Origin of the sequence: Nocardia panacis (genome assembly GCF_003598715.1) — a bacterium.
Taxonomy (GTDB): domain Bacteria; phylum Actinomycetota; class Actinomycetes; order Mycobacteriales; family Mycobacteriaceae; genus Nocardia; species Nocardia panacis.
Genome location: NZ_QZFU01000015.1, coordinates 185425 through 204362 on the forward strand (window position 1 = coordinate 185425; position 18938 = coordinate 204362).

Here is an 18938-nt window from a genome sequence, read left to right on the forward strand (position 1 = left end):
TCACAATTCAGCGATTCAACTGGTGGCGGGACCCATAAATACCCCAGGCCATTGTCCGTGGCCATGAAAAAGTGGCTCTGGCTCACTTTCGATGATCGGGGCGTCAGTCAGCGAGTAGGACCCGGTGCCGCAGGAGGTCGAAATTGGCGCGGCCGTACATGGTTCGCTTGATCATCTTAAAAGTTACGTGGAATCTGGCCGGGGTGATCATCATGTCTCCCTGGTATGACCACGGACTTGGGAGGCGGATTGAGCGGGGCGATCGGGTTCACGGTGAAGTGGCCTGTGCTGGGCCGGCACGAGCGGGCGGCGGAGTGGTTGGGGGTGTGGTCGGATCTGGGGCGGGTGCCACGCACGCTGGATGCGTATGCGCGCGGGTTGTCGGAGTATCTGTTGATGTGCGAGCGGGAGCAGGTGGATCCGGTGACCGCGAACCGGTCGCATGTCGCAATGTTCGTGCGGGAGTTGGCATCTCGCCCGCATCGCCGTGGCGCGAATGTGGTGTCGATCGATTCGGGTGCCGGGCTGGCCAATGCCACGATCCAGCAGCGGCTGGTTCCGGTTCGCCTGTTCTATGACTTTCTGATGGAAGAGGGTGTGCGGGAGTCGAATCCGGTCGGCCGGGGCCGTTATACGCCCGGCCGCCGGGGCGGTGGCGGGTCGTCGCGTGGTCTGGTGCCGCGGATGGTGAAGCTGCCGTGGATCCCGAACGAGGAGCAGTGGCGTGATCTTCTTGCCGTCGCGGCTGGTGAGCCGATCCGTAACCGGTTGATGCTGGCGCTGGCCTACGATGCGGCGTTGCGGCGGGAGGAATTGTGCTCGTTGCGGACCGACGATCTGGATCCGGCGCATCGGACGGTGCGGGTGCGGGCGGAGACGACCAAGACCCGGCGGGGCCGGGTGGTGCCGTATTCGGCGCCGACGGGGGTGTTGTTGTCGGCGTATCTGCGGCATCGGGCCACCCTCAGCCGAGCCCGGGGTCCGTTGTTTCTGTCGGAATCGCGGCGCAACCGGGCTGAGCCGTTGACGTTGTGGACGTGGTCGAAAGTGGTGCGCCGCATCGCCGTCGCGGCCGGGGTCCCGCGGTTCTCCACGCATACGACCAGACACTTGTGCTTGACCGACCTGGCGCGTATGGGCTGGGAACTGCACACGATCGCCTCGTTTGCCGGACACCGGCATACCGACTCGACTCTGACCTACATCCATCTCTCCGGCCGGGACCTGGCCGACAAGCTCAGCCGGGGCATGCAACACATCCATGCCTGGCGCATCGCCGCACTCACCGGCACCTCCAGCGCTGCGGTGGAGTCTGCGCGGTGAACCGGCCGCAGATCACGTCCGACCGTCTGTCTGGCGAACTTCGTTGGCGCTCACCGATTTCCGGTCACCATTTCGACACGACGGTCGAGATCCGTCCCGAGGAGGCCGCAGCGGTCGCCGAGCTCGGCCTGCGCAATCTGCGCCGGTTGCAGTATCACGACCCGTCCGCGCCGGAATGGTCGACGATCCGGCGGCTGACACGGCCACCGGAAACGGTGAATGCCGGTCTGGATTCACCGCCGACACCGCATCGCCGCCGGGCCATGCTCGACGCGGTGGCGGTGCTGCTGATCCGCTGCGGTGAGACCGGACGGACGTTCTGGGGTTGGAGCAGCGACGAATGGACCCACCTGCTGGGCGGTGACCAGGTCGAGTTCCGGCGCAACGCACCGGAATGGGCCGGTGACGAGGTGCGGCCCTATCTGGCGGCGCAGGCGTATCTGCTCGGCTCGTTCACCGAGTTCCACCGGCTCGGCAGTTTCCAGCGCCTCAACCTCTCGAGGCGGATCTTCGGCTGCGAACAGGTCGACGACGAAATCATGCGAGTTCGGAAAGTGTTGGCGCAGTGGGGGTATCAGCTCGGACGCGACGAAGACACATTGCTGCCGAACGTGCTGGGTCAGCTGTTTCTGTTCAACCGCAGCCCGCACCTGGCGGAGATGAGCACCGACCTGTTCGACCGGTTCCGCACCGACAGGATGCTGAGAGGCGCCCGCATGAATACCTTGTATGCGGTGCAGCGGGCGGTCGCGGAGCTGGGGTTCTGCGATCCGCCCCGCGCACGCACTGGCGAGCACAGCGTCCGCGCGACCGGCGGGGCGCCGGTCTGGCAGCAGTGGGCCGACCGCTGGCATGCGACCTCGACGTTGACCCCACGTCCGCGCGGTCATGTCCGGTCCACGCTACTCAAGGTGGGCCGCTGGCTGGCCGCCGAGCATCCCGAGGAAGCGGACCCGGCCGACTGGACGCGGCAGACCTGCGCGGCCTGGGTCGCCGCGCTGGATCGGATGAATGTCGGCGACTACGTGCAGCGCACCGCCGGGCTCGGTGACCGCCTCGGCAAACCGCTGCAAGCATCCAGCAAGGAAGGCCACCTCGCCGCGCTGCGCCGGTTCTTCGACGACTGCCACGAATGGGAATGGCTGCCACGCCGATTCGACCCGCAACGCGCACTGGCCACCCCGCGCAGCATCGCAGCGCTGCTGGGCCCCGACCCACGCATGATCGCCGACGACATCTGGGCGAAACTGTTGTGGGCCGGGCTGAACCTGCGGGCCGAGGACCTGCCGGTGACCACCAGCGGCCATTTCTATCCGCTGGAACTGGTCCGCGCCGTGACAGTGACCTGGCTGTTCGCCGGACTGCGCAGCAACGAAATCGCCCGTCTGCGAACAGGATGCATCCGCTGGCAGCACAACGACATCCCCATCGCCGCCGACTGCGACCAGACCCAGGCTCGTGACGCGGTCTGCTTGCTCGACGTCGCGACCAACAAGACCGGCACCGCGTTCGCCAAGCCGGTCGACCCGCTGCTGGGTCAGGTCATCGATGCCTGGCAGGCCGTCCGTCCCGACCAGCCGCAGCTGCTCGACCGCCGCACCGGCGAGCACGTCGACATCCTTTTCGCCGTCCGCGCTCGCAGGATCTCCACCGGCTACATCAACAACACCGTCATTCCGATGCTCTGCCGCAAGGCCGGTGTCCCCGATGCCGATGTCCGCGGTGCCATCACCAGCCACCGCGCCCGATCGACCATCGCCAGCCAGCTCTACAACGCGAAAGAACCGATGACGCTATTCGAGTTGCAAGCCTGGCTCGGCCATCGTTCACCTCAATCGACCCAGTTCTACGCCAAAATCAGTCCGAACACCCTGGCCAGGGCCTACACCGACGCCGGCTATTTCGCGCGCAATGTCCGCACGATCGAAGTCCTCGTCGACCGCGACGCCGTGACCTCCGGTCAGACCGCGGCGGGTGAACCTTGGCAGTTCTACGACCTCGGACACGGATACTGCACCTACACCTTCTTCGAGCAGTGCCCACACCGAATGGCTTGCGCCCGTTGCGATTTCTACACACCGAAGGACTCCAGCAAAGGGCAGCTGCTGGAAGCCAAGGACAACCTGCAACGGATGCTGGCCAGCGTCCCGCTCACCGACGACGAACGCGCCGCCGTCGACGACGGGCAGACCGCACTCGACCAACTCCTCCAACGGCTGGCCGATGTCCCCACACCAGCCGGGGCCACACCACGCGAGATCGGCGCTCCAGCGACCGCCACCCTGCTGCCGATCATCTCAGTGAACCAGGGCAAATCAGGATGAACTTGACATTTCAGATTCCACAGAATGATGCGATTGACGTTGCCTTCGACTGCGCCGCTGCTCCATTCCATGGTCAGACCGTTGCGGACGGCGTCGTAGTCCTTGAGCAGGCCATCGGCGAAGCTCGCGAGTTGAGCTATGCCGCTTGCCTTTGCATTGCTGATCCAGGTGTCGAGGTGTCGGCCCTCTCGTTCGCGGGCCATTCCCGCGAAATCGCTGACGAGCCGGTCGACCTGGCGCAAGGTGTCGCATCGCTCCAAAATCTGGTTCAGCTGGGCCCTTTCGTCTGCGGTGACTTTGGCGGCGGGGCGCATCATCCAGGCGGCGACCTCGCGCGATTTCGGAGGCTTCCTCATTGTCAGCACATGGCTGGCAGGCAGCGGTGTGGTGCGCCAGGTGTTCAGAAGCCGTCGCACGGTGCGCGGGCTGCCGTTGTAGCCGTAGAGTTCTCGAAGTTCTTGGTGTAGCCGGTTCGCGTTCGCGCATCCTTCTTCCCACCGTCGCAGCAGGTAGGGGACGTGTTCGTCGAGTGCGCTGGCGTGCTTGGCGCGGGGCGGAACAGTTCCTCGGGCGTGGTCGCCTGCGCGTAGCGGCGGATCGCCTTGCGGTCGAGGTTCAGTTGCCGCGACATCGCGGTGACGGTCAGCCCTGCGGCCCGCGAGGCGTGTATGTCGCTGTGGCGCTGCCGGGCGATCTGCCGAGGCAGGTCCTCATCGAGGGGCGGCTCCGGCGATTCCGGGATCGCTGTAGCTGGTTCGGGTTGAGGCGGCGGATCGGGCAGACACTTGTGGTGTGCACGGACCACTCGGTCGACGGCCTTGGTCAGGTTGTGCAGCAGATGCCAGCGGTCGGCGACCTGGATGGCGTCCGGTGCGCCCCGGCGTGAGCCTTCGGCTTAGGGGCCACCGCGATCTCGGCAGACCACCCGGATCTCCGGGTGATGGCGCATCCATTCCGCGACGGTCTCGGAGGTCCGGTCTTCGAGCAGGTCAACGGGCTTGTTTGTCGCCATGTCGACGAAGACGGTGCCGTAAACATTCCCTTTGCGGATCGCGAAGTCGTCGATTCCGACCACCGGCACCCGACTGGGTTCTGGCACTGGTAGTTCACGTACCAGTCGCAGCAACGTTGATCGCGAGACCTGCGCGGCGATATGGCCGGTCATCCGGTGCCCGGCACGCCCGCCCAGCGCCAACCCGATCGAGATCAGCAATCGGGTCAGAACCCGACTTCGCCGCTGATATCGCGCCGCGACGCCCACAGCGGGCTCGGCGAAGATCTTGCGCCCGCACTCGTGGTTCATGCATCGAAACCGCTTGACCCGCAGGCGAATTGATACCTCCCGGCCGCCCACGGCGCGGTCGGCCAGTCGGCGCTCGTATCTACTGTGCACGCGATCAGACGACGTTCCGCACACCGGGCACGCCGCCACCGGAGCCGTCGTCATCGCCGCGAAACTGATCGTTCGCCCCCTCGATTCCACACCGACGAGCCGCACACTCGCCAAATGGGGAACAAGAACTGGAAGACCGACTCGACCCCTCACCAACAACCACGAGCAGAGTATCTACCGTAATCCATTGCCTCACAACGTGATCGACACGGACTGATCATCGAAAGTGAGCCAGAGCCACTTCCATCCGGCGATTGACAGGCCATCCAGGGTGACGACGAGCCTTACGGCTCGGCGAGGGTCTCAGCTTCCCAGCGTCCGTAGTCGCGCAGGGCTTGCCCTATGCGACGCCGGGCCTCGCGGCTCAACAACCACAAGGATCACAATGATGGGGTCAGTTCAGAGCGGACCAAACCGCGCCCGGCTGGATCCGCCCGAGGTGCATCGACAGTCCCTGGATTTGACCGAGACTTCCTTTTGGCAGCAACACTGAGGGCAGAGCACACCCTCTCCAGAACAGTTATCATGTTGCACGCCACATCGGAGCGGAATACGGGTTTCGGCACCCATAGCCGATGCTCGCCGAGCAGCTTCGAACCGTGAAAGCTGTTGCCCTTGAAGTCGACCTAACGTGCTATTCGAACGCAGCAGATCGAACCCCAAGGCCGGTCCGGCTGATCAGCTGCAATGAAATCGGACAGGCGGAAACCCCGTCCTCACCCACCTTGGCCGCGTTGAGGAACATCACCGCCTCATCAGCGTGAACAGTTCCGACAACTTGGACCGGCCAGTCTTCCAGCGGTTGTCCCTGTTGCATTCAACGGCAACGGATCCGACACCAACATGACCCAGCCGATAGAGTCCGATCGGTAGCTGGGTTCGGAACCTGTAGTGCAACGCCGAATGCAGGAGGGTTCCAAACCATCGACCAGTGATTATGGAGGAACCGTGCCACAATTCAGCGATTCGACTGGCAGCGGAATCCGACAAACCCCAGGTCAACCAGGGTGGCGTCGAGCCGCGAGGCTCGGCGAGGATCTCAACCACCGCCGTATTCGCCTACGAACTCGGGTTCCTGAAGTGGCGTCGAGCCGCGAGGCTCGGCGAGGATCTCAACGGCGTAGTCGTCGGCCGATTCGCCGGGTTTGCGCGGGTGGCGTCGAGCCGCGAGGCTCGGCGAGGATCTCAACGCGTTCCCGGTTCTCGTACGGCAAATCGGCGCGGGCGTGGCGTCGAGCCGCGAGGCTCGGCGAGGATCTCAACGGGCAGTGCGCAGCCCGACAGCAGCGCGGCGATGTGTGGCGTCGAGCCGCGAGGCTCGGCGAGGATCTCAACTCGCAGGCGTGGTTCGACACCTACCGGCTCGCCGCCGTGGCGTCGAGCCGCGAGGCTCGGCGAGGATCTCAACGCTTTCATCCGCACCTGCGTGCGATACAACCGGCGTGGCGTCGAGCCGCGAAGCTCGGCGAGGATCTCAACGCTGTCCGATACTTGAGCGACGGCGGCTCCGGCCTCCGTGGCGTCGAGCCGCGAGGCTCGGCGAGGATCTCCACGAGGAACGATCGCGCACTCAAGGTGAACACGTGGTGGTGACGACGAGCCTCGTGGCTCGGCGAGGATCGCAACGATGTCCGACGAACACCAACACGCTCTGACGAATGGTGGTGCGGCAGAGTCGCATCGGGCACGTTCACCTGCGAAGACATGGTGATCGGCGTTACTTGTCGGTGGCATGGTGCATGATCCTCGGCAGTGATCGCCAGGGGTAGGTCGAGGTTGCTCTGGGGGTCTCGACAAGAAGAACATCACGGTTCCGAGAGGAGTTGTTGTGCCTGTCGTAGTTCAAGTCGCCGGTGACGGTGCCTTGTTCACGCAACCCGGGCTGACTGCCGAGCGATTGTCGTATTCGGTGATGACGCCTTCTGCTGCGGTGGGGGTGCTGGAGGCGATCTTCTGGAAACCGGAGATTCGATACCGAATCGAGAAGATCGAAGTGCTTCAACCGATCCGGACGTTCACTTTGCGGCGCAATGAGACCACCGATCTCGCGCCCCTACTCGAAGCTGCGAAGGGAACCAGGACCGTCGATACCGCAGCGAATCGTGTGCAGCGAAATGCGGTGTGTCTCAAGGATGTCGGGTACCGGATCCATGCTCATATCGATTTGGAGCGGCATGCCACCAAACCGGCGGCGGCGTATCTCGATCAGGTGGGGCGGCGTATCGAATCCGGGCGTTGTTTCAGCCAGCCGTTCCTGGGGACCCGCGAGTTTCCGGCCCGTTTCGGGGTGCCCGACGACGCTGATCCTTTCGATGTTTCAGCTGAGCTGGGGATGATGCTGCACAGCATCGATTACACCGTGACGCCGCGGCAGTCGCGCTGGTTCCTGGCCAGGATCGAGAACGGGGTGGTACACGTACCTCGCTACGGCATCACCGGCGAAGCCGCTGTGGTGGCGTAGATGTTGTTGCAGCGCTTGATTTCCTACGCCAATGAACATCGCGGAAGTGCGCCGCCGTTCCATCGTGATCGCGAATTCCGTTGGAAGATCGACATCCTCACTCGCGACGGGAAGATCGAAGGTGTTCCGGTCCTGGAGCGGCTTTCCGACGTCGACAAACCGCAGCGGGGTGTGGTGCACACGGTCCCGGCTGCCACCCGCACTGTTGGGATCGCGCCGAACCTGGCGGCCGACGACATCCAGTACGTACTCGGCTGGAGCGACGACAACACGGCTACGTCCAGGGCCGCCGACTGCCACGACCAGTTCGTCGACTTGATCGGACAGTGGAAGGATGCCGTGTCGACGGACACGGACCCGGTCCCCCATATTCTGGCGCGCTTCTATATGTCTGGGCGGCACAGGCATCTCGTGCAGCCCGCGGATTTTCGCGCGAAAGACGGTGTCCTACTCGCTGTCGACGGAGTCCCCGCCTATCGCAGCCCGACAGCAGCGGAGTTCTGGCGGACACGGGTGCAACAACGCAAATCCAGTGGCCGGGTCGGCATTTGCATGGTGTGCCAGCGAAATGGGCTACTGGCCAATACGATTCCCGGCAAAGTTCCTGCCGCGCTGGTTCCCGGTGCGAGCAATGACGCGGCTCTGGTCAGCATCAACGAGCGTGTTTTCGGGTACGACCTTGTCGAACAGTTGACTCACAGCCCGATCTGTCTGGCGTGCGCCGATGACATCACGGTAGGGCTCGTCGCGGTGTTGTCGTCCGAGCACTCGAGAAGCTATGCGGGACAGGACACTCGGCTGGCGTGGTGGGTGACCGATACCAACCAGCGCGACTACATGAATCTGGTTCTCGATCCGGATCCCGCCGAGATCGACGGGTTCTTCAATGACATGCTCTCGGGTCGGGAGCGGACCAAGCGTGCGCAGGGCAGGTTCTGTTGGTTGGCCGTCGGAGGCAATGTCGCGCGCATCATGGTTCGCGAATGGGTCGATATCGCGCTGGCCAGCGCGGATCCCGACGCGGTCAGCCACGACGCGAACATCCTCGCCTGGTTCGAGGACCACAAGAACACTCCGCGACGTCCCCAGTTCGTGGCATCGGGCGACGGCACCGCGCTTCCGGCCGGGCGATGGGTTCACAGCCCGATCGCGTTGGCGGCTTGCCTCGGACGCTGGGACGACACCACACGCCGCTATCGGCCTTTCGGCGCCAAGAATGCCGATCGCCCGGACCAGGTGTTGCATCAACTGCTGCGGATCGCGGTCCTCAACGAACGATTCCCGGCATCGATCAATGCCCATCTGATGCACCGGATCCGCAACGACGGCCGCGTCGACGACCTACGCGCCAGCCTTGCCCGCCTCGCGCTCACCCGCGACCCGAACCGACGAACCGGAGCCCCGATCCCGATGTCGCTCAATGAGACCTCCACCGACGCCGCGTATCTCGCCGGACGCGTGTTCGCCGTGTTGGAGGAAACACAGCGCGTAGCCCATCGCCGAACCCGCCGTAGAAGCGAACCCGCGACAACTACGCCAGAGACCGACACGGCCGATACCTCCGAGTCCGCGAGCTTCGAAGTGAACAGCACATTCCGCGACCGCTTCTTCCGTCGAGCAGTTGACACGCCACGTGCCGTGCTGGCCCAAGGCCGCAAGGAAGCCGAATCCTGGCTCACGAAGATCCGACGCCGGGACGGCTCCGGACTCGGCGCGTACTACACACGACGGCTCGACACCCTGTACGACCTGATCGAGTCCTCCGGTGGAATTCCGCCGCGCAATACCTTGCGCCAACAGGATCAATTCATCCTCGGCTACCACCACCAGCGCTCCTATCGCAACTCCGCGCCCAGCGCAGCCCAGAACTAGCCTCCAGTCGAAGGACAGCAATCACCGATGACCACAACACATCTCGATCCGACCGTCCGTCACGACATAGTGTTCCTGTTCGACGTCACCGACGGCAACCCGAACGGTGACCCCGACGCGGGCAACCAGCCGCGCGTCGACATCGACTCCGGGCACGGTCTTGTGACCGATGTCTGCCTCAAACGCAAGATCCGCGACACCCTCGCCCTGGCCGCGCCGGGCAACCCGCGTTACGGGATCTTCGTGGAAGCCGGTCACGCCCTCAACACTCGTCTCAAGGAATCCCTCGCCGCCACCGGTATTCAGGCACCGAAGACGAAGAGCGGGAAGTCCGGCAAGGAGAAGATCAAACTCGATCCCGAGCAGGCCGCCACCGCCCGCGCGTGGCTGTGCGACCGCTACGCCGACATCCGACTGTTCGGTGCCGTGCTGTCCACCGGTGAAACCAACGCCCTCGGCAGCATTCGCGGCCCACTGCAATTTGGCATGGCACGCTCGGTGCACCCGATAACCCCCGCCGAGCACGCCATCACCCGCGTCACGCAAACCCGCCAGGAAGACATCGATCAGGGCGAGTCCACCGAGATGGGCTCCAAATGGACTGTCCCCTATGGCCTCTACCGCGCCGAGATCACCTTCTCCGCGAACCGCGCCATCCAAACCGGTGTCGACGGCAAGGACCTCGAACTGCTCTACCAGGTAATGGCCATGATGTTCGACCACGACTCCTCCGCCACCCGCGGACGTATGACCGCTCGGGGGCTGCATATCTTCAGTCACGACAACGCATTCGGCAACGCACCCGCCCACACCCTCCTCGAACGGATCCGCGCCGAGGCGAACACCGACCCCCAACTGCTCGCGTCCGGAGACTGGAGCCCGCGCCGCTTCTCCGACTACACCATCGCACCGGTCGACACCGCCGACCTGCCCGCAGGCGTCACCTACACACGGGTTTTCGGCTGAACTCGTGACCGAGCCGTCCTCGGACGATCAGCGGTGGAGTGTGCCGATCTCGGCGCTCGAACATTTCGCCTACTGCCCTCGGCAGGCGATGCTGATCTGGCAGGAGTCCTACTTCCAGTCCAACCCCGACACCGTCCGGGGTGACATCGCTCATCAGGCCGTCGACCGTGGTGGCACGCTCACCGGCCGGGCTGGCGCACGGGTGTGGCGTTCGCTGCCGGTGCACAACGATCGACTCGGAATGCACGGTATCTGCGATACCGTGCACCTGTCGGCGGACGGCCCGGTCCCGGTCGAACACAAATCCGGTGGCTACCGGCCCGGCGGTCCCGCCGATCTTCAGGTGGCGGCCCAAGTGCTCTGTCTGCGTGAGATGTTCGGTCGGCCGATCCCGCACGGTGAGGTGTTCGCCGGGCGGACTCGCCGCCGCTACACGGTCACCGTCGACGCCGCACTCGAAGCCGTTGTCGCGGACAGCGTGGAACAGCTCCGACAGCAGATCGCGGACCCGCAACTGCCACCACCGGTCAACGACGCACGCTGCAAACGCTGCTCGCTACAACCGGGTTGCATCCCTGAAATCGCAGGCCACTCTCGAATCGACCTGTTCGCCCCTCGCCCTGTCGGAGACCATGACTGAACTACTGAAAACTCTCTACGTCACAACTGCGGGCACAAGCCTGCACCTCGACGGTGACGCGCTGCGCGTCTACCACGCCGACCGACCCGGACGTCACCTACTGCCGCTCATACGCATCGACGAGGTTGTGGTATTCAACGGCGTCACAGTAACCGATGATCTATTGCACCGCTGCGCCGCGGACAGCCGACCGGTCACATGGCTGACGCGCAACGGAAAGTTCCTCGCCCGCGTCCACGGACCTACCACCGGCAATCCACACCTGCGTATCGCTCAACTGCGCGCCTACGACAGCGAAAACCAAACCCTGGCGATCGCCAAGTCCATGATCGCGGGCAAACTCCACAACTACCGCCAGCTACTACTACGTGGCGCACGCGATACTTCCGGTGCCCGGCAGGCCGGCCTCCGCGAAATCGCGGACCAGCACGCCGACGCTCTCTCCGCACTTCAGGATGCACAGGACTTGGATCAAGCTCGCGGGATAGAAGGCAGTGCCGCGCGCGGCTACTTCCAGGCACTGCCGGATATCGCGCCTGCGGCAGTCCGTGGCAGAGCAAGACGCCCGCCCACCGACCCGATCAACTGTTTACTCTCTTTCGGCTATGGAATGCTCCGAGCCGCTGTCCACGGTGCCATCGAACAAGTCGGGCTCGATCCGTATCTCGGATTCCTGCACGGAATTCGGCCGGCGAAACCAGCCCTGGCACTCGATCTCATGGAAGAATTCCGACCGCTGCTCGTCGACCGGCTCGTACTGACCCTGTTCAACCGCGACCAAATCAAACCGGGGCACACCGAGAAACTGCCCTCCGGCCAAGTGCAACTCACCGACGACGGCCGCAGATTCTTCCTCGAACAATGGTCGAACGCACGCGAAAGACCTTGGCCACACGCCTACCTCGACCGCGAAATCCCCACAGCACTACTGCCGCTTGTACAGGCCCGCATGCTCGCCCGCCACCTCCGCGGCGACACCGACCTCTACATCCCCTGGACCGTGACCTGATGGAACTCCTCATCACCTACGACGTCGAAACCACGACACCCGAAGGCGCTCAACGACTCCGCCGCGTAGCCAAAATCTGCGAAGGCTACGGACACCGAGTCCAGAAATCCGTCTTCGAAATCACCTGCACCCCAACAACCCGCCTCCAACTCGAAGCCGCCCTCACCCGAACCATCAACCACACCCGCGACAGCATCCGCGTCTACCAACTCGACCGAGGTGCCTTCAGCGCCGCCCACCACCTCGGCGCAGCAATCGAAGCACCACATGACACACCATTGGTCCTGTGATGCAGCCTGTCCCCGACTCACGTGGATATCGAATTCCTTTGGTACAAGCTGGAGTATGGCCATCACCACCAGTCGGGCAGCCACGATCGACATGACTGCCGCATAAGTTGGGAACGTCAAGTGCGACGTCGCTCCCAGGAAGGTACCGAACCAGCGATCAGGGCAAATCCGGGAATTGCTTCTGCAATCCTGCTCGAAAGGTCTTGTGTTGGCCAAAAAGTCGCAGGTCATCCAGGGTGGCACCGAGCCGGAACGCTCGGTGAGGTTCTCAACCCGGGCGTGACCACGGGGCCGCTGCGGGGGCGTGGTGTGGCACCGAGCCGGAACGCTCGGTGAGGTTCTCAACGGACGGCGGCGCTGGTCGGCGTGCCGGGACGCGGGTGGCACCGAGCCGGAACGCTCGGTGAGGTTCTCAACAGCGTCCAGGTCAGCCAGTCGGAACGGTCCTCTAGTGGCACCGAGCCGGAACGCTCGGTGAGGTTCTCAACGCGGAGGCGGTGGCCGAGGGTGTACGTAGGGCGATGTGGCACCGAGCCGGAACGCTCGGTGAGGTTCTCAACACAATCACCGCGGTCAGCCAAGCTGTGCTGCCCGGGTGGCACCGAGCCGGAACGCTCGGTGAGGTTCTCAACTCCGGTGAGGCATTCGAAGAGGACGCAGGTCAGTGAGGTGGCACCGAGCCGGAACGCTCGGTGAGGTTCTCAACTACCTCGTCGACGGCGGATCGGTGCTGGTGGCCTGTGGCACCGAGCCGGAACGCTTGGTGAGGTTCTCAACACCACGGTGACCGCCAACGACGGTGACGCGGTCCAGTGGCACCGAGCCGGAGGGCTCGGTGAGGTTCTCAACTTGGGCCTTGTAGTCCACGCTGACGATGGTTTGACGGGTGGCACCGAGCCGGAAGGCTCGGTGAGGATCCCAACGGTGAATGGGAGCTGACGATGGCCAAGGCCGGTCGAGTGTGGTAACGGAGCCGTATGGGCTCGACGCCGCCGATCGGGAGTTCCGTCGACGTACGTGTTTTGTCAAATGAGAGGCCCGCTCAGCAAATAGTCCGAGTCCCATCACGACTGGTTTGCTATCCGATTGCCATGGTCTTGAAATCGCTTGCGTTCCGGCGTGTCGCCGCTCCGATACTCCCTCTGAACATCTGCGGTTTCAAACCCAACGGGCCGCCCGACGAAGCACCGAGTTGGCGGGCGCCCCGTTCAGGCCGCCTCGCAGCAACGAGCACACAGGCCATAGGTGTCGACGTAGGGAACCAAGCAGAGCTGCGCGAACGTACTCAGCCCTATGCCTGCGGAGAGCACCGGAACAGATTTTCACAGCCTAGTCAGCCGGATGGGCGATGCAGTGCCGTTGCCACCATCCGCGTTGTAGTTCGAGTGGGGCCAGCATCAACAGCCTGCCCCACTCGAACTACGACACGTAAACGACACGGATTCAACGAGAATCGCATCGATCTACCGGGAATTGTCAGGCATCCAATTCTCAACTTCCGTGCAGCTCACGAGCACTTTCGGGAATTCTTGAAACCTCCGCCGGAGCCCTCATCCAAGACCAGCGGGTTCGGGGTTCGAGTCCCTGATGGCGCACACTTTTTCTGCTTACAGTCAGAATTCCCGTCCAGCGTGCTCTAGTGCGCTGGAACACGCTCCGGATAGCGGCTATCTTCCGTTTCCCCGGCTCGCGCCTCCCGAGTCGACCGATCCCGATACATCGTTGTCGACAGAGCCTCGGCGGCTTCGTGGCGGCCGGTTGGCGGCGATGCCGTCCACGTCACTCGATCGCGTTCGCGTGGTTCTCGGCTCGGTTCTGGTCAACCACAACGGTCGCATCGCCGAACGATCCGTGCTCGGCTCGCTGGGATGGGCACCTGGCGTGCGGATCGACATCAGGCCGGTGACCGAGGGCGTGCTCGATGTCGTCGGGAACCCGAACGGCGAGCACATGATTGCCCGCAACGGCCAACTCCAGATCCCCGCCGCGATCCGGCGCCGCGTCCGCCTGCGGATCGGCCACCGGGTACTGCTGGCCGCCCATCTCGACCAGAACCGGCTGATCGTCGTCTGCGAATCCGTCCTGCACGGGGTCGTCACCGACATACGCGGGTTCATCGACGGGGATGAACAGTGACGATCAACCCGGCTGTCACCGGCGCCGAACTCGACGCCGCCCGAACCCTGTTGGCCCGGATGGGCATCACACCCGCCGACCTGCTCGACATCCGCCCCGCCGCACCGACATTCGCCGAGTACATCCCCGTCGTGCGGGCCCGAGTCGCTTCGCAGGCGACTCTGCGCACCTACAACACCCACTGGAAACGCCTCGAACACGAATGGGGCACCCGCCGCATCCACGAACCTACCCAGGGTGAAATCACCACAATGCGCGACACGGCACGCCAAAGCGCCAAACGCGACCGCAACACCCGCGACGGTCGCGGCGCGGCCGAAGCCATGATCAGCGCGCTGCGGTTCCTGTACCGGCACGCCGAAAACGACGGACTGATCCGCCCCGGCGACAACCCGGCCACACGAGTCGCCAAACCACGTCGCGCCCCGTCTACCCGACGAGGCCTACCACTCGAGCAGATCGCGGAGATCACCCGCGTGGCCGCGACCACCGGCAACGACCCGGACCTGGACACCCTGCTGCTCCGGCTGCATGCCGAGACCGCATGCCGTCGCGGCGGGGCACTGGGTTTGCGACCCGATGATCTGGACGAAGGCAATTGCCTGATCTTCCTTCGAGAGAAAGGCAAGAAGTCCCGCTGGCAACCGGTGTCGCCGACGCTCATGGCGAACCTGCTCCACCACGCCCGCGAACGCGGCGCACGACCGGGAGACCAGTTGTTGCGGTACCACAGTGGCAAACCGATCACCCGCCGCCGCTACGACGGTCTGTGGACCCGGATCGGGCTGGAGCTGTCATGGGTGGAGAAGCAGCAGATCAGCATCCACTGGCTGCGCCACACGACGCTGAAGTGGGTGGAACGCAACTTCGGATTCGCCGTCGCCCGCGCCTACGCCGGGCACGCCGAGAGCAAGTCCGACGGTGCCACCCCCACCTACGTTCGCGCCGACATCGACGAAGTCGCTTTGGCTCTGGCCACTCTCACCGGAGAGCCACATCCTCTGGCACTCGTCACCTGATACGAGAACACCGGTATCAGGCTGCGAGCGGGTGCGGTTCACCAGTCATCGCCGCGAGGGCGTAGCAGACTTCCTGGAGGCTGGCGCGGATGTATGTGGCGGTCTGTCCGCTGCGGCCGTCGGGTTCGGTGTGGCCCGCATAGGCTCGCGCGATGGCGTAGCCGTAGTTGCGTTCGACCCAGGTGAGGGTTGTGTGCCGGAGCCAGTGCGCGGTGATCTGCTGGCGTTCGACCCATTCCAGGTGTTGCCCGATTCGGTTCCACAGCGAGTCGTATCGGCGGCGGGTGATCGGGCGGCCACTGCGGCGACGAAATAGGGGCTCGGATTCGATGGCGGCATTTCGATGTCGCTCGGCGATGTGCTCCAAAAGTGCGCGCATGAGTGTGGGTGAGACTGGTTGCCAGCGCACAGCCGAGCCCTTTTCTCGCAGGAAGACGAGGCATTGCTCCACATCGAGGTCGGAGGGACGCAGGGAGAGCGCTCCGCAGCGGCGACATGCGGTTTCGATGTGGAAGCGAAGCAAAAGGGCGTCGAGCTGCGGATCATTGCCGGTAGTGGCCGCTACACGAATGATCTCGGCGAGTTGGTGGTTGGCGAGCGCGCGTCGAGTGCTGGGTACTCGCCGAGGCTTGGCGACTCGTCGGGCCGGATTGTTCTCGGGGCGGATTAGCCCGTCGTCCTCGGCGCGACGGTATATGAATCGTGCTGCGGCAATCAGGTTCTCGGTGGCGCTGCGTCCACCGCGAGAGTTCCGGCGGATCATGGCGTTCTTTCCGGTCTCGTCGGCCAAGCAGCGCAACTGCGATGTTGTTGGCTCGTCCAGCCGGTTATCCGGCCACGTCTGCTGAATACGGCGGAGGTAGGGGCCATAGACCCGCAGCGTCGTCGGCGCCATCGATTCGATAACCGTTGGAATGTACGTGCTGAAGGTTGGGATTGGTCTCGACTCGGCGCTGTCGATGAGCTGCTCGGGCGTGAGTCCCAGACGCTCGAGCAGTAGCAGCGCCGCGGTGACCTCGGCTGAAGTTGTCATTCGACGCAACTCCGCGCTGCTCGATGGAGATCGGCGAGTGCCAAATCGATGACGACTAAAGGATAGACAATCACAGCATCGCATTTCGAAGAAACAGCAACAAATAGCTTGTCACCGGGTTCGATTCCACATTGATGACGTATAGCCGCTGGTAGCCGCAAGCGGCCCGATTTGCCTATCTTGTGGGCACCGTCCGCGTCTGGGAATGCGGCTATGACCCGACGTTTGATATCCAGTCGGATCTGGTGTCCCGGATTCCATCCCAGCAGTCGCATAGGAGCACGTTCAGAAAGTTCGCCATGACAGCAGATAGATGTGACGCTGTACCGGAATCTCTCCACTCTCGCTGAAGAATCAAAATTCAATTCCGGAATCGGAAGTCGACCGCTCACCGGCTCTGAATGTTCCATAGATGTCTTTTGCATACCCAGTACGGTTTGACCGAAGAAACCGTCGATGAGCGCGATCGGATTGCGGGAAGCCAGGTCGAGTTCAGGCACATGCCCGGAATTTGAATACATCTCACCTCCCGAACTAATCAATTGAGAGTGGGTACGCATACATTTTTTCGGGATGAATCTTCCGATTCCACATCCGGCGGCTATCGGGAAGTTTGAGCGATGAAGCTTGACTTCAGGATATGCCGATTTTCGGGCAGACGACAGCAGATGGGACTCCAACTATTAGATCCCATGTGGGAAATCGAGAGGACGTCGTCCACCGATACGGAACGGTCCGATTCGGCTCGTCCAGGGTGAGTCAGCAACGACCGTGGGCGGGTGGGCGAGCGCACTCTACGCCGGCGGCTGCGGTGTCGGGCCGCGAAGAGCGTGCGGCTCGACACCGCACGCACGCCACCGGCGTGGGTCGAGCGCGCCCACCCGCCCACAGGCCGGACGTCACTCGTTGATGGATTCCAGTGAGATCGGTTCCGTCCGTTCAGCGTTCAACCGTGGACCGATTTCGTGAATTTCGAGGACATCTGCGCTGTGGGCCGAAATCTCTTCTCATCGAAGGAGTTCGACACCATGGCTCATACGCTCACCGATCCTGGCGCGCTCATCGCCGCACTGCCTGCCATCTTCGGATTTACTCCGGTCCGGTCTCTGATCTTCGCGGGAATGGCTGCCTCGGATCAGCCCGGCATGCTGAAGGTGGACTGGGCTCTGCGCGTCGGCCTCGACGAACTCGGTCCGGCGACGACCGATCCGCTGCCGCAATCGCGTGTCCGGTTCTGCGAGTCCACGGGCTCCCGCGTACTCGTCCTGGTGGTCGTCGACGATCGTCTTGCCATCGGCGACGGACCACGATTCACCGACCGACATAAGCAGTTCCGACGGACCGCCGCCGCCGTCGAAGCACAATTCGCAGTCCACCGGATCACAGTTCGTGCGGCATTCGACTGCCAGGCCATCACCGTGGGCGCGCCGTGGTGGAGCCTGCTGGGGCCACAGCGGCACGGCACGATGCCCGACCCCACTGACTCTGCCATCGCGATGGAACGGGTGTTGTATGGGCAACCCCTTCACCGGTCTCGCGACGAACTTGTCGCGCTGGTGGCTCCCGATCCCGAAATCCACGATCAGATGGCCCAACTCCTGCCCAGTGCCCGACGGGCCTACCAGACCGCCGCTGTCGGGCGTGCCGACGATCACCACCGGGAAACCATCGAATGGATCAGTGGGTGTTTCCAGACCGCCGACAGGGGTGGGGAGATCCCGCTTCATGATCTCGCTATGGTCACCGCCGCCCTTTGTGACGACTTGGTCTTCAACACGATGCTGGCGGTCGCGGCGACCCGGAATGCCCGCGCCGCGGAATCACTGTGGGCGTTGCTCGCGCGAGCACTTCCGGCTCCGTTCCGGGCGGTTCCGGCATCTCTATTGGCCTTCAGCACGTACCTGCGCGGATACGGAGTCCTCACTGCCATCAGCCTCGACATCGCGCTGGACGCTGTTCCGAACGATCCATTCGCCCTCGAGATCGCTCGCGCCCTGGACAGTGCCGTTCACCCGAGCGAATTGCTTGCCTGCGCCCACCATGGTGCCGAGATCGCCGCAACCTTCGGCGTCCACATCGAAGTCACCGATCCCATGCACGCCAACGACCAATAGCGGCCCGCCGAGCGATCCGATGCCTCCACGGGGACAGATCCAAATACGTTGTGACCCACCATCATCGGCATCGGTGGTGCGGCGGCCGGACGCACGTTACACCGGCGGCACGCGGGCCGAGCCACGGCTCGTCCCGCTCCTGCGGGCCGCCGGTGTCGTTCGAGCCCGCCCGCCGCACCACCGACAACCATTCGATATTCCACTCGGAGTTGCTTGCCGAAAGTTGTTCCGAAGCAGGCATTTCCGGCACCGACGCGATCGAATCGGTTCTCTGCCCGGCTCGGGGCGAATATTCCCTTCGACTTCAGGAGCCTGCATCATGAATTCCTTTGTACCGGAATATGTTTCGCGCACGCTA

At 63.7% G+C, this 18938-nt stretch carries 15 protein-coding genes, 1 pseudogene and 2 CRISPR repeat arrays; of the genes and pseudogenes, 11 read left to right on the forward strand and 5 right to left on the reverse strand.

Annotated features, from left to right (window positions below):
• Nucleotides 1-450: 450 nt before the first annotated feature.
• Nucleotides 451-1323 carry a tyrosine-type recombinase/integrase gene (locus D5S18_RS08100; RefSeq protein WP_345789704.1) on the forward strand — a complete coding sequence of 291 codons (873 nt, stop codon included), beginning with the start codon at nucleotides 451-453 and terminating at the stop codon, nucleotides 1321-1323.
• Nucleotides 1320-3647, forward strand: a complete 2328-nt coding sequence (locus D5S18_RS08105; RefSeq protein WP_203236654.1) for a tyrosine-type recombinase/integrase — start codon at nucleotides 1320-1322, stop codon at nucleotides 3645-3647. Before D5S18_RS08100 ends, D5S18_RS08105 begins: the two co-directional genes overlap by 4 nt.
• Nucleotides 3648-3733: 86 nt before the next feature.
• Here the strand turns inward: D5S18_RS08105 and D5S18_RS36365 are convergent.
• The 3 genes and pseudogenes from D5S18_RS36365 to D5S18_RS08120 form a co-directional block, all read right to left on the reverse strand.
• Nucleotides 3734-4003, reverse strand: a pseudogene (locus D5S18_RS36365) (DesA/ISL3 alpha bundle tail domain-containing protein); the annotation flags it as partial.
• Nucleotides 4004-4047: 44 nt separating this feature from the next.
• Complete coding sequence (locus D5S18_RS36370) at nucleotides 4048-4278, reverse strand: hypothetical protein (RefSeq protein ID WP_147403899.1); 231 nt, start codon at nucleotides 4276-4278, stop codon at nucleotides 4048-4050.
• Nucleotides 4279-4542: 264 nt separating this feature from the next.
• Nucleotides 4543-5094 carry an ISL3 family transposase gene (locus D5S18_RS08120; protein WP_147403900.1) on the reverse strand — a complete coding sequence of 184 codons (552 nt, stop codon included), beginning with the start codon at nucleotides 5092-5094 and terminating at the stop codon, nucleotides 4543-4545.
• A 953-nt stretch (nucleotides 5095-6047) separates the two neighbouring features.
• Nucleotides 6048-6666: a CRISPR direct-repeat array (repeat unit 37 nt; unit sequence GTGGCGTCGAGCCGCGAGGCTCGGCGAGGATCTCAAC).
• 202 nt (nucleotides 6667-6868) lie between these two features.
• On the opposite strand from D5S18_RS08120, the gene cas5c reads away from it, so the two are divergent.
• From cas5c to D5S18_RS08165, 8 genes are all read left to right on the forward strand, one after another.
• Entirely contained in the window at nucleotides 6869-7501 is a 633-nt protein-coding gene (gene cas5c, locus D5S18_RS08130) for a type I-C CRISPR-associated protein Cas5c (protein ID WP_203236655.1), read from the forward strand.
• The gene (locus tag D5S18_RS08135) at nucleotides 7502-9373 is read left to right on the forward strand and encodes a type I-C CRISPR-associated protein Cas8c/Csd1 (protein ID WP_120039216.1); all 1872 of its coding nucleotides are present in this window, start codon (nucleotides 7502-7504) and stop codon (nucleotides 9371-9373) included.
• Between the two features lie 27 nt (nucleotides 9374-9400).
• On the forward strand, nucleotides 9401-10339 hold the full coding sequence (cas7c, locus tag D5S18_RS08140) for a type I-C CRISPR-associated protein Cas7/Csd2 (protein WP_120039217.1): 939 nt from the start codon (nucleotides 9401-9403) through the stop codon (nucleotides 10337-10339).
• Nucleotides 10340-10343: 4 nt separating this feature from the next.
• Nucleotides 10344-10979, forward strand: coding sequence for a CRISPR-associated protein Cas4 (cas4, locus tag D5S18_RS08145; RefSeq protein WP_203236656.1), 636 nt, complete (start codon nucleotides 10344-10346; stop codon nucleotides 10977-10979).
• A complete protein-coding gene (cas1c, locus tag D5S18_RS08150) occupies nucleotides 10972-11988 on the forward strand; it encodes a type I-C CRISPR-associated endonuclease Cas1c (RefSeq protein ID WP_120039218.1) in 1017 nt (338 codons plus the stop codon). The genes cas4 and cas1c overlap by 8 nt, the downstream gene beginning before the upstream one ends.
• Nucleotides 11988-12278, forward strand: coding sequence for a CRISPR-associated endonuclease Cas2 (cas2, locus tag D5S18_RS08155; protein WP_120039219.1), 291 nt, complete (start codon nucleotides 11988-11990; stop codon nucleotides 12276-12278). Before cas1c ends, cas2 begins: the two co-directional genes overlap by 1 nt.
• 236 nt (nucleotides 12279-12514) lie before the next feature.
• Nucleotides 12515-13201: a CRISPR direct-repeat array (repeat unit 37 nt; unit sequence GTGGCACCGAGCCGGAACGCTCGGTGAGGTTCTCAAC).
• A gap of 835 nt (nucleotides 13202-14036) precedes the next feature.
• Nucleotides 14037-14414, forward strand: coding sequence for a hypothetical protein (locus D5S18_RS08160; RefSeq protein WP_120039220.1), 378 nt, complete (start codon nucleotides 14037-14039; stop codon nucleotides 14412-14414).
• Nucleotides 14411-15433, forward strand: coding sequence for a tyrosine-type recombinase/integrase (locus D5S18_RS08165; protein ID WP_239003619.1), 1023 nt, complete (start codon nucleotides 14411-14413; stop codon nucleotides 15431-15433). The genes D5S18_RS08160 and D5S18_RS08165 overlap by 4 nt, the downstream gene beginning before the upstream one ends.
• Before the next feature lie 16 nt (nucleotides 15434-15449).
• Here the strand turns inward: D5S18_RS08165 and D5S18_RS08170 are convergent, their stop codons facing one another.
• Nucleotides 15450-16466, reverse strand: coding sequence for a tyrosine-type recombinase/integrase (locus D5S18_RS08170; protein WP_120039221.1), 1017 nt, complete (start codon nucleotides 16464-16466; stop codon nucleotides 15450-15452).
• Nucleotides 16463-17146, reverse strand: coding sequence for an AbrB/MazE/SpoVT family DNA-binding domain-containing protein (locus D5S18_RS34405; RefSeq protein ID WP_147403901.1), 684 nt, complete (start codon nucleotides 17144-17146; stop codon nucleotides 16463-16465). The genes D5S18_RS08170 and D5S18_RS34405 overlap by 4 nt, the downstream gene beginning before the upstream one ends.
• Nucleotides 17147-17494: 348 nt before the next feature.
• Between D5S18_RS34405 and D5S18_RS08175 the strand changes: the two genes are divergently transcribed.
• Complete coding sequence (locus D5S18_RS08175) at nucleotides 17495-18580, forward strand: DUF4192 domain-containing protein (protein WP_147403902.1); 1086 nt, start codon at nucleotides 17495-17497, stop codon at nucleotides 18578-18580.
• Nucleotides 18581-18938: the final 358 nt, after the last annotated feature.

Coding starts and splice junctions, on each gene's coding strand:
- cas2 (WP_120039219.1), top strand. CDS start 11,988: ATGGAACTCCTCATCACCTACGACGTCGAAACCACGACACCCGAAGGC.
- D5S18_RS08135 (WP_120039216.1), top strand. CDS start 7,502: ATGTTGTTGCAGCGCTTGATTTCCTACGCCAATGAACATCGCGGAAGT.
- cas1c (WP_120039218.1), top strand. CDS start 10,972: ATGACTGAACTACTGAAAACTCTCTACGTCACAACTGCGGGCACAAGC.
- D5S18_RS08120 (WP_147403900.1), bottom strand. CDS start 5,094: ATGACGACGGCTCCGGTGGCGGCGTGCCCGGTGTGCGGAACGTCGTCT.
- cas7c (WP_120039217.1), top strand. CDS start 9,401: ATGACCACAACACATCTCGATCCGACCGTCCGTCACGACATAGTGTTC.
- D5S18_RS36370 (WP_147403899.1), bottom strand. CDS start 4,278: ATGTCGCGGCAACTGAACCTCGACCGCAAGGCGATCCGCCGCTACGCG.
- D5S18_RS08175 (WP_147403902.1), top strand. CDS start 17,495: ATGGCTCATACGCTCACCGATCCTGGCGCGCTCATCGCCGCACTGCCT.
- D5S18_RS08170 (WP_120039221.1), bottom strand. CDS start 16,466: ATGACAACTTCAGCCGAGGTCACCGCGGCGCTGCTACTGCTCGAGCGT.
- D5S18_RS08100 (WP_345789704.1), top strand. CDS start 451: ATGTTCGTGCGGGAGTTGGCATCTCGCCCGCATCGCCGTGGCGCGAAT.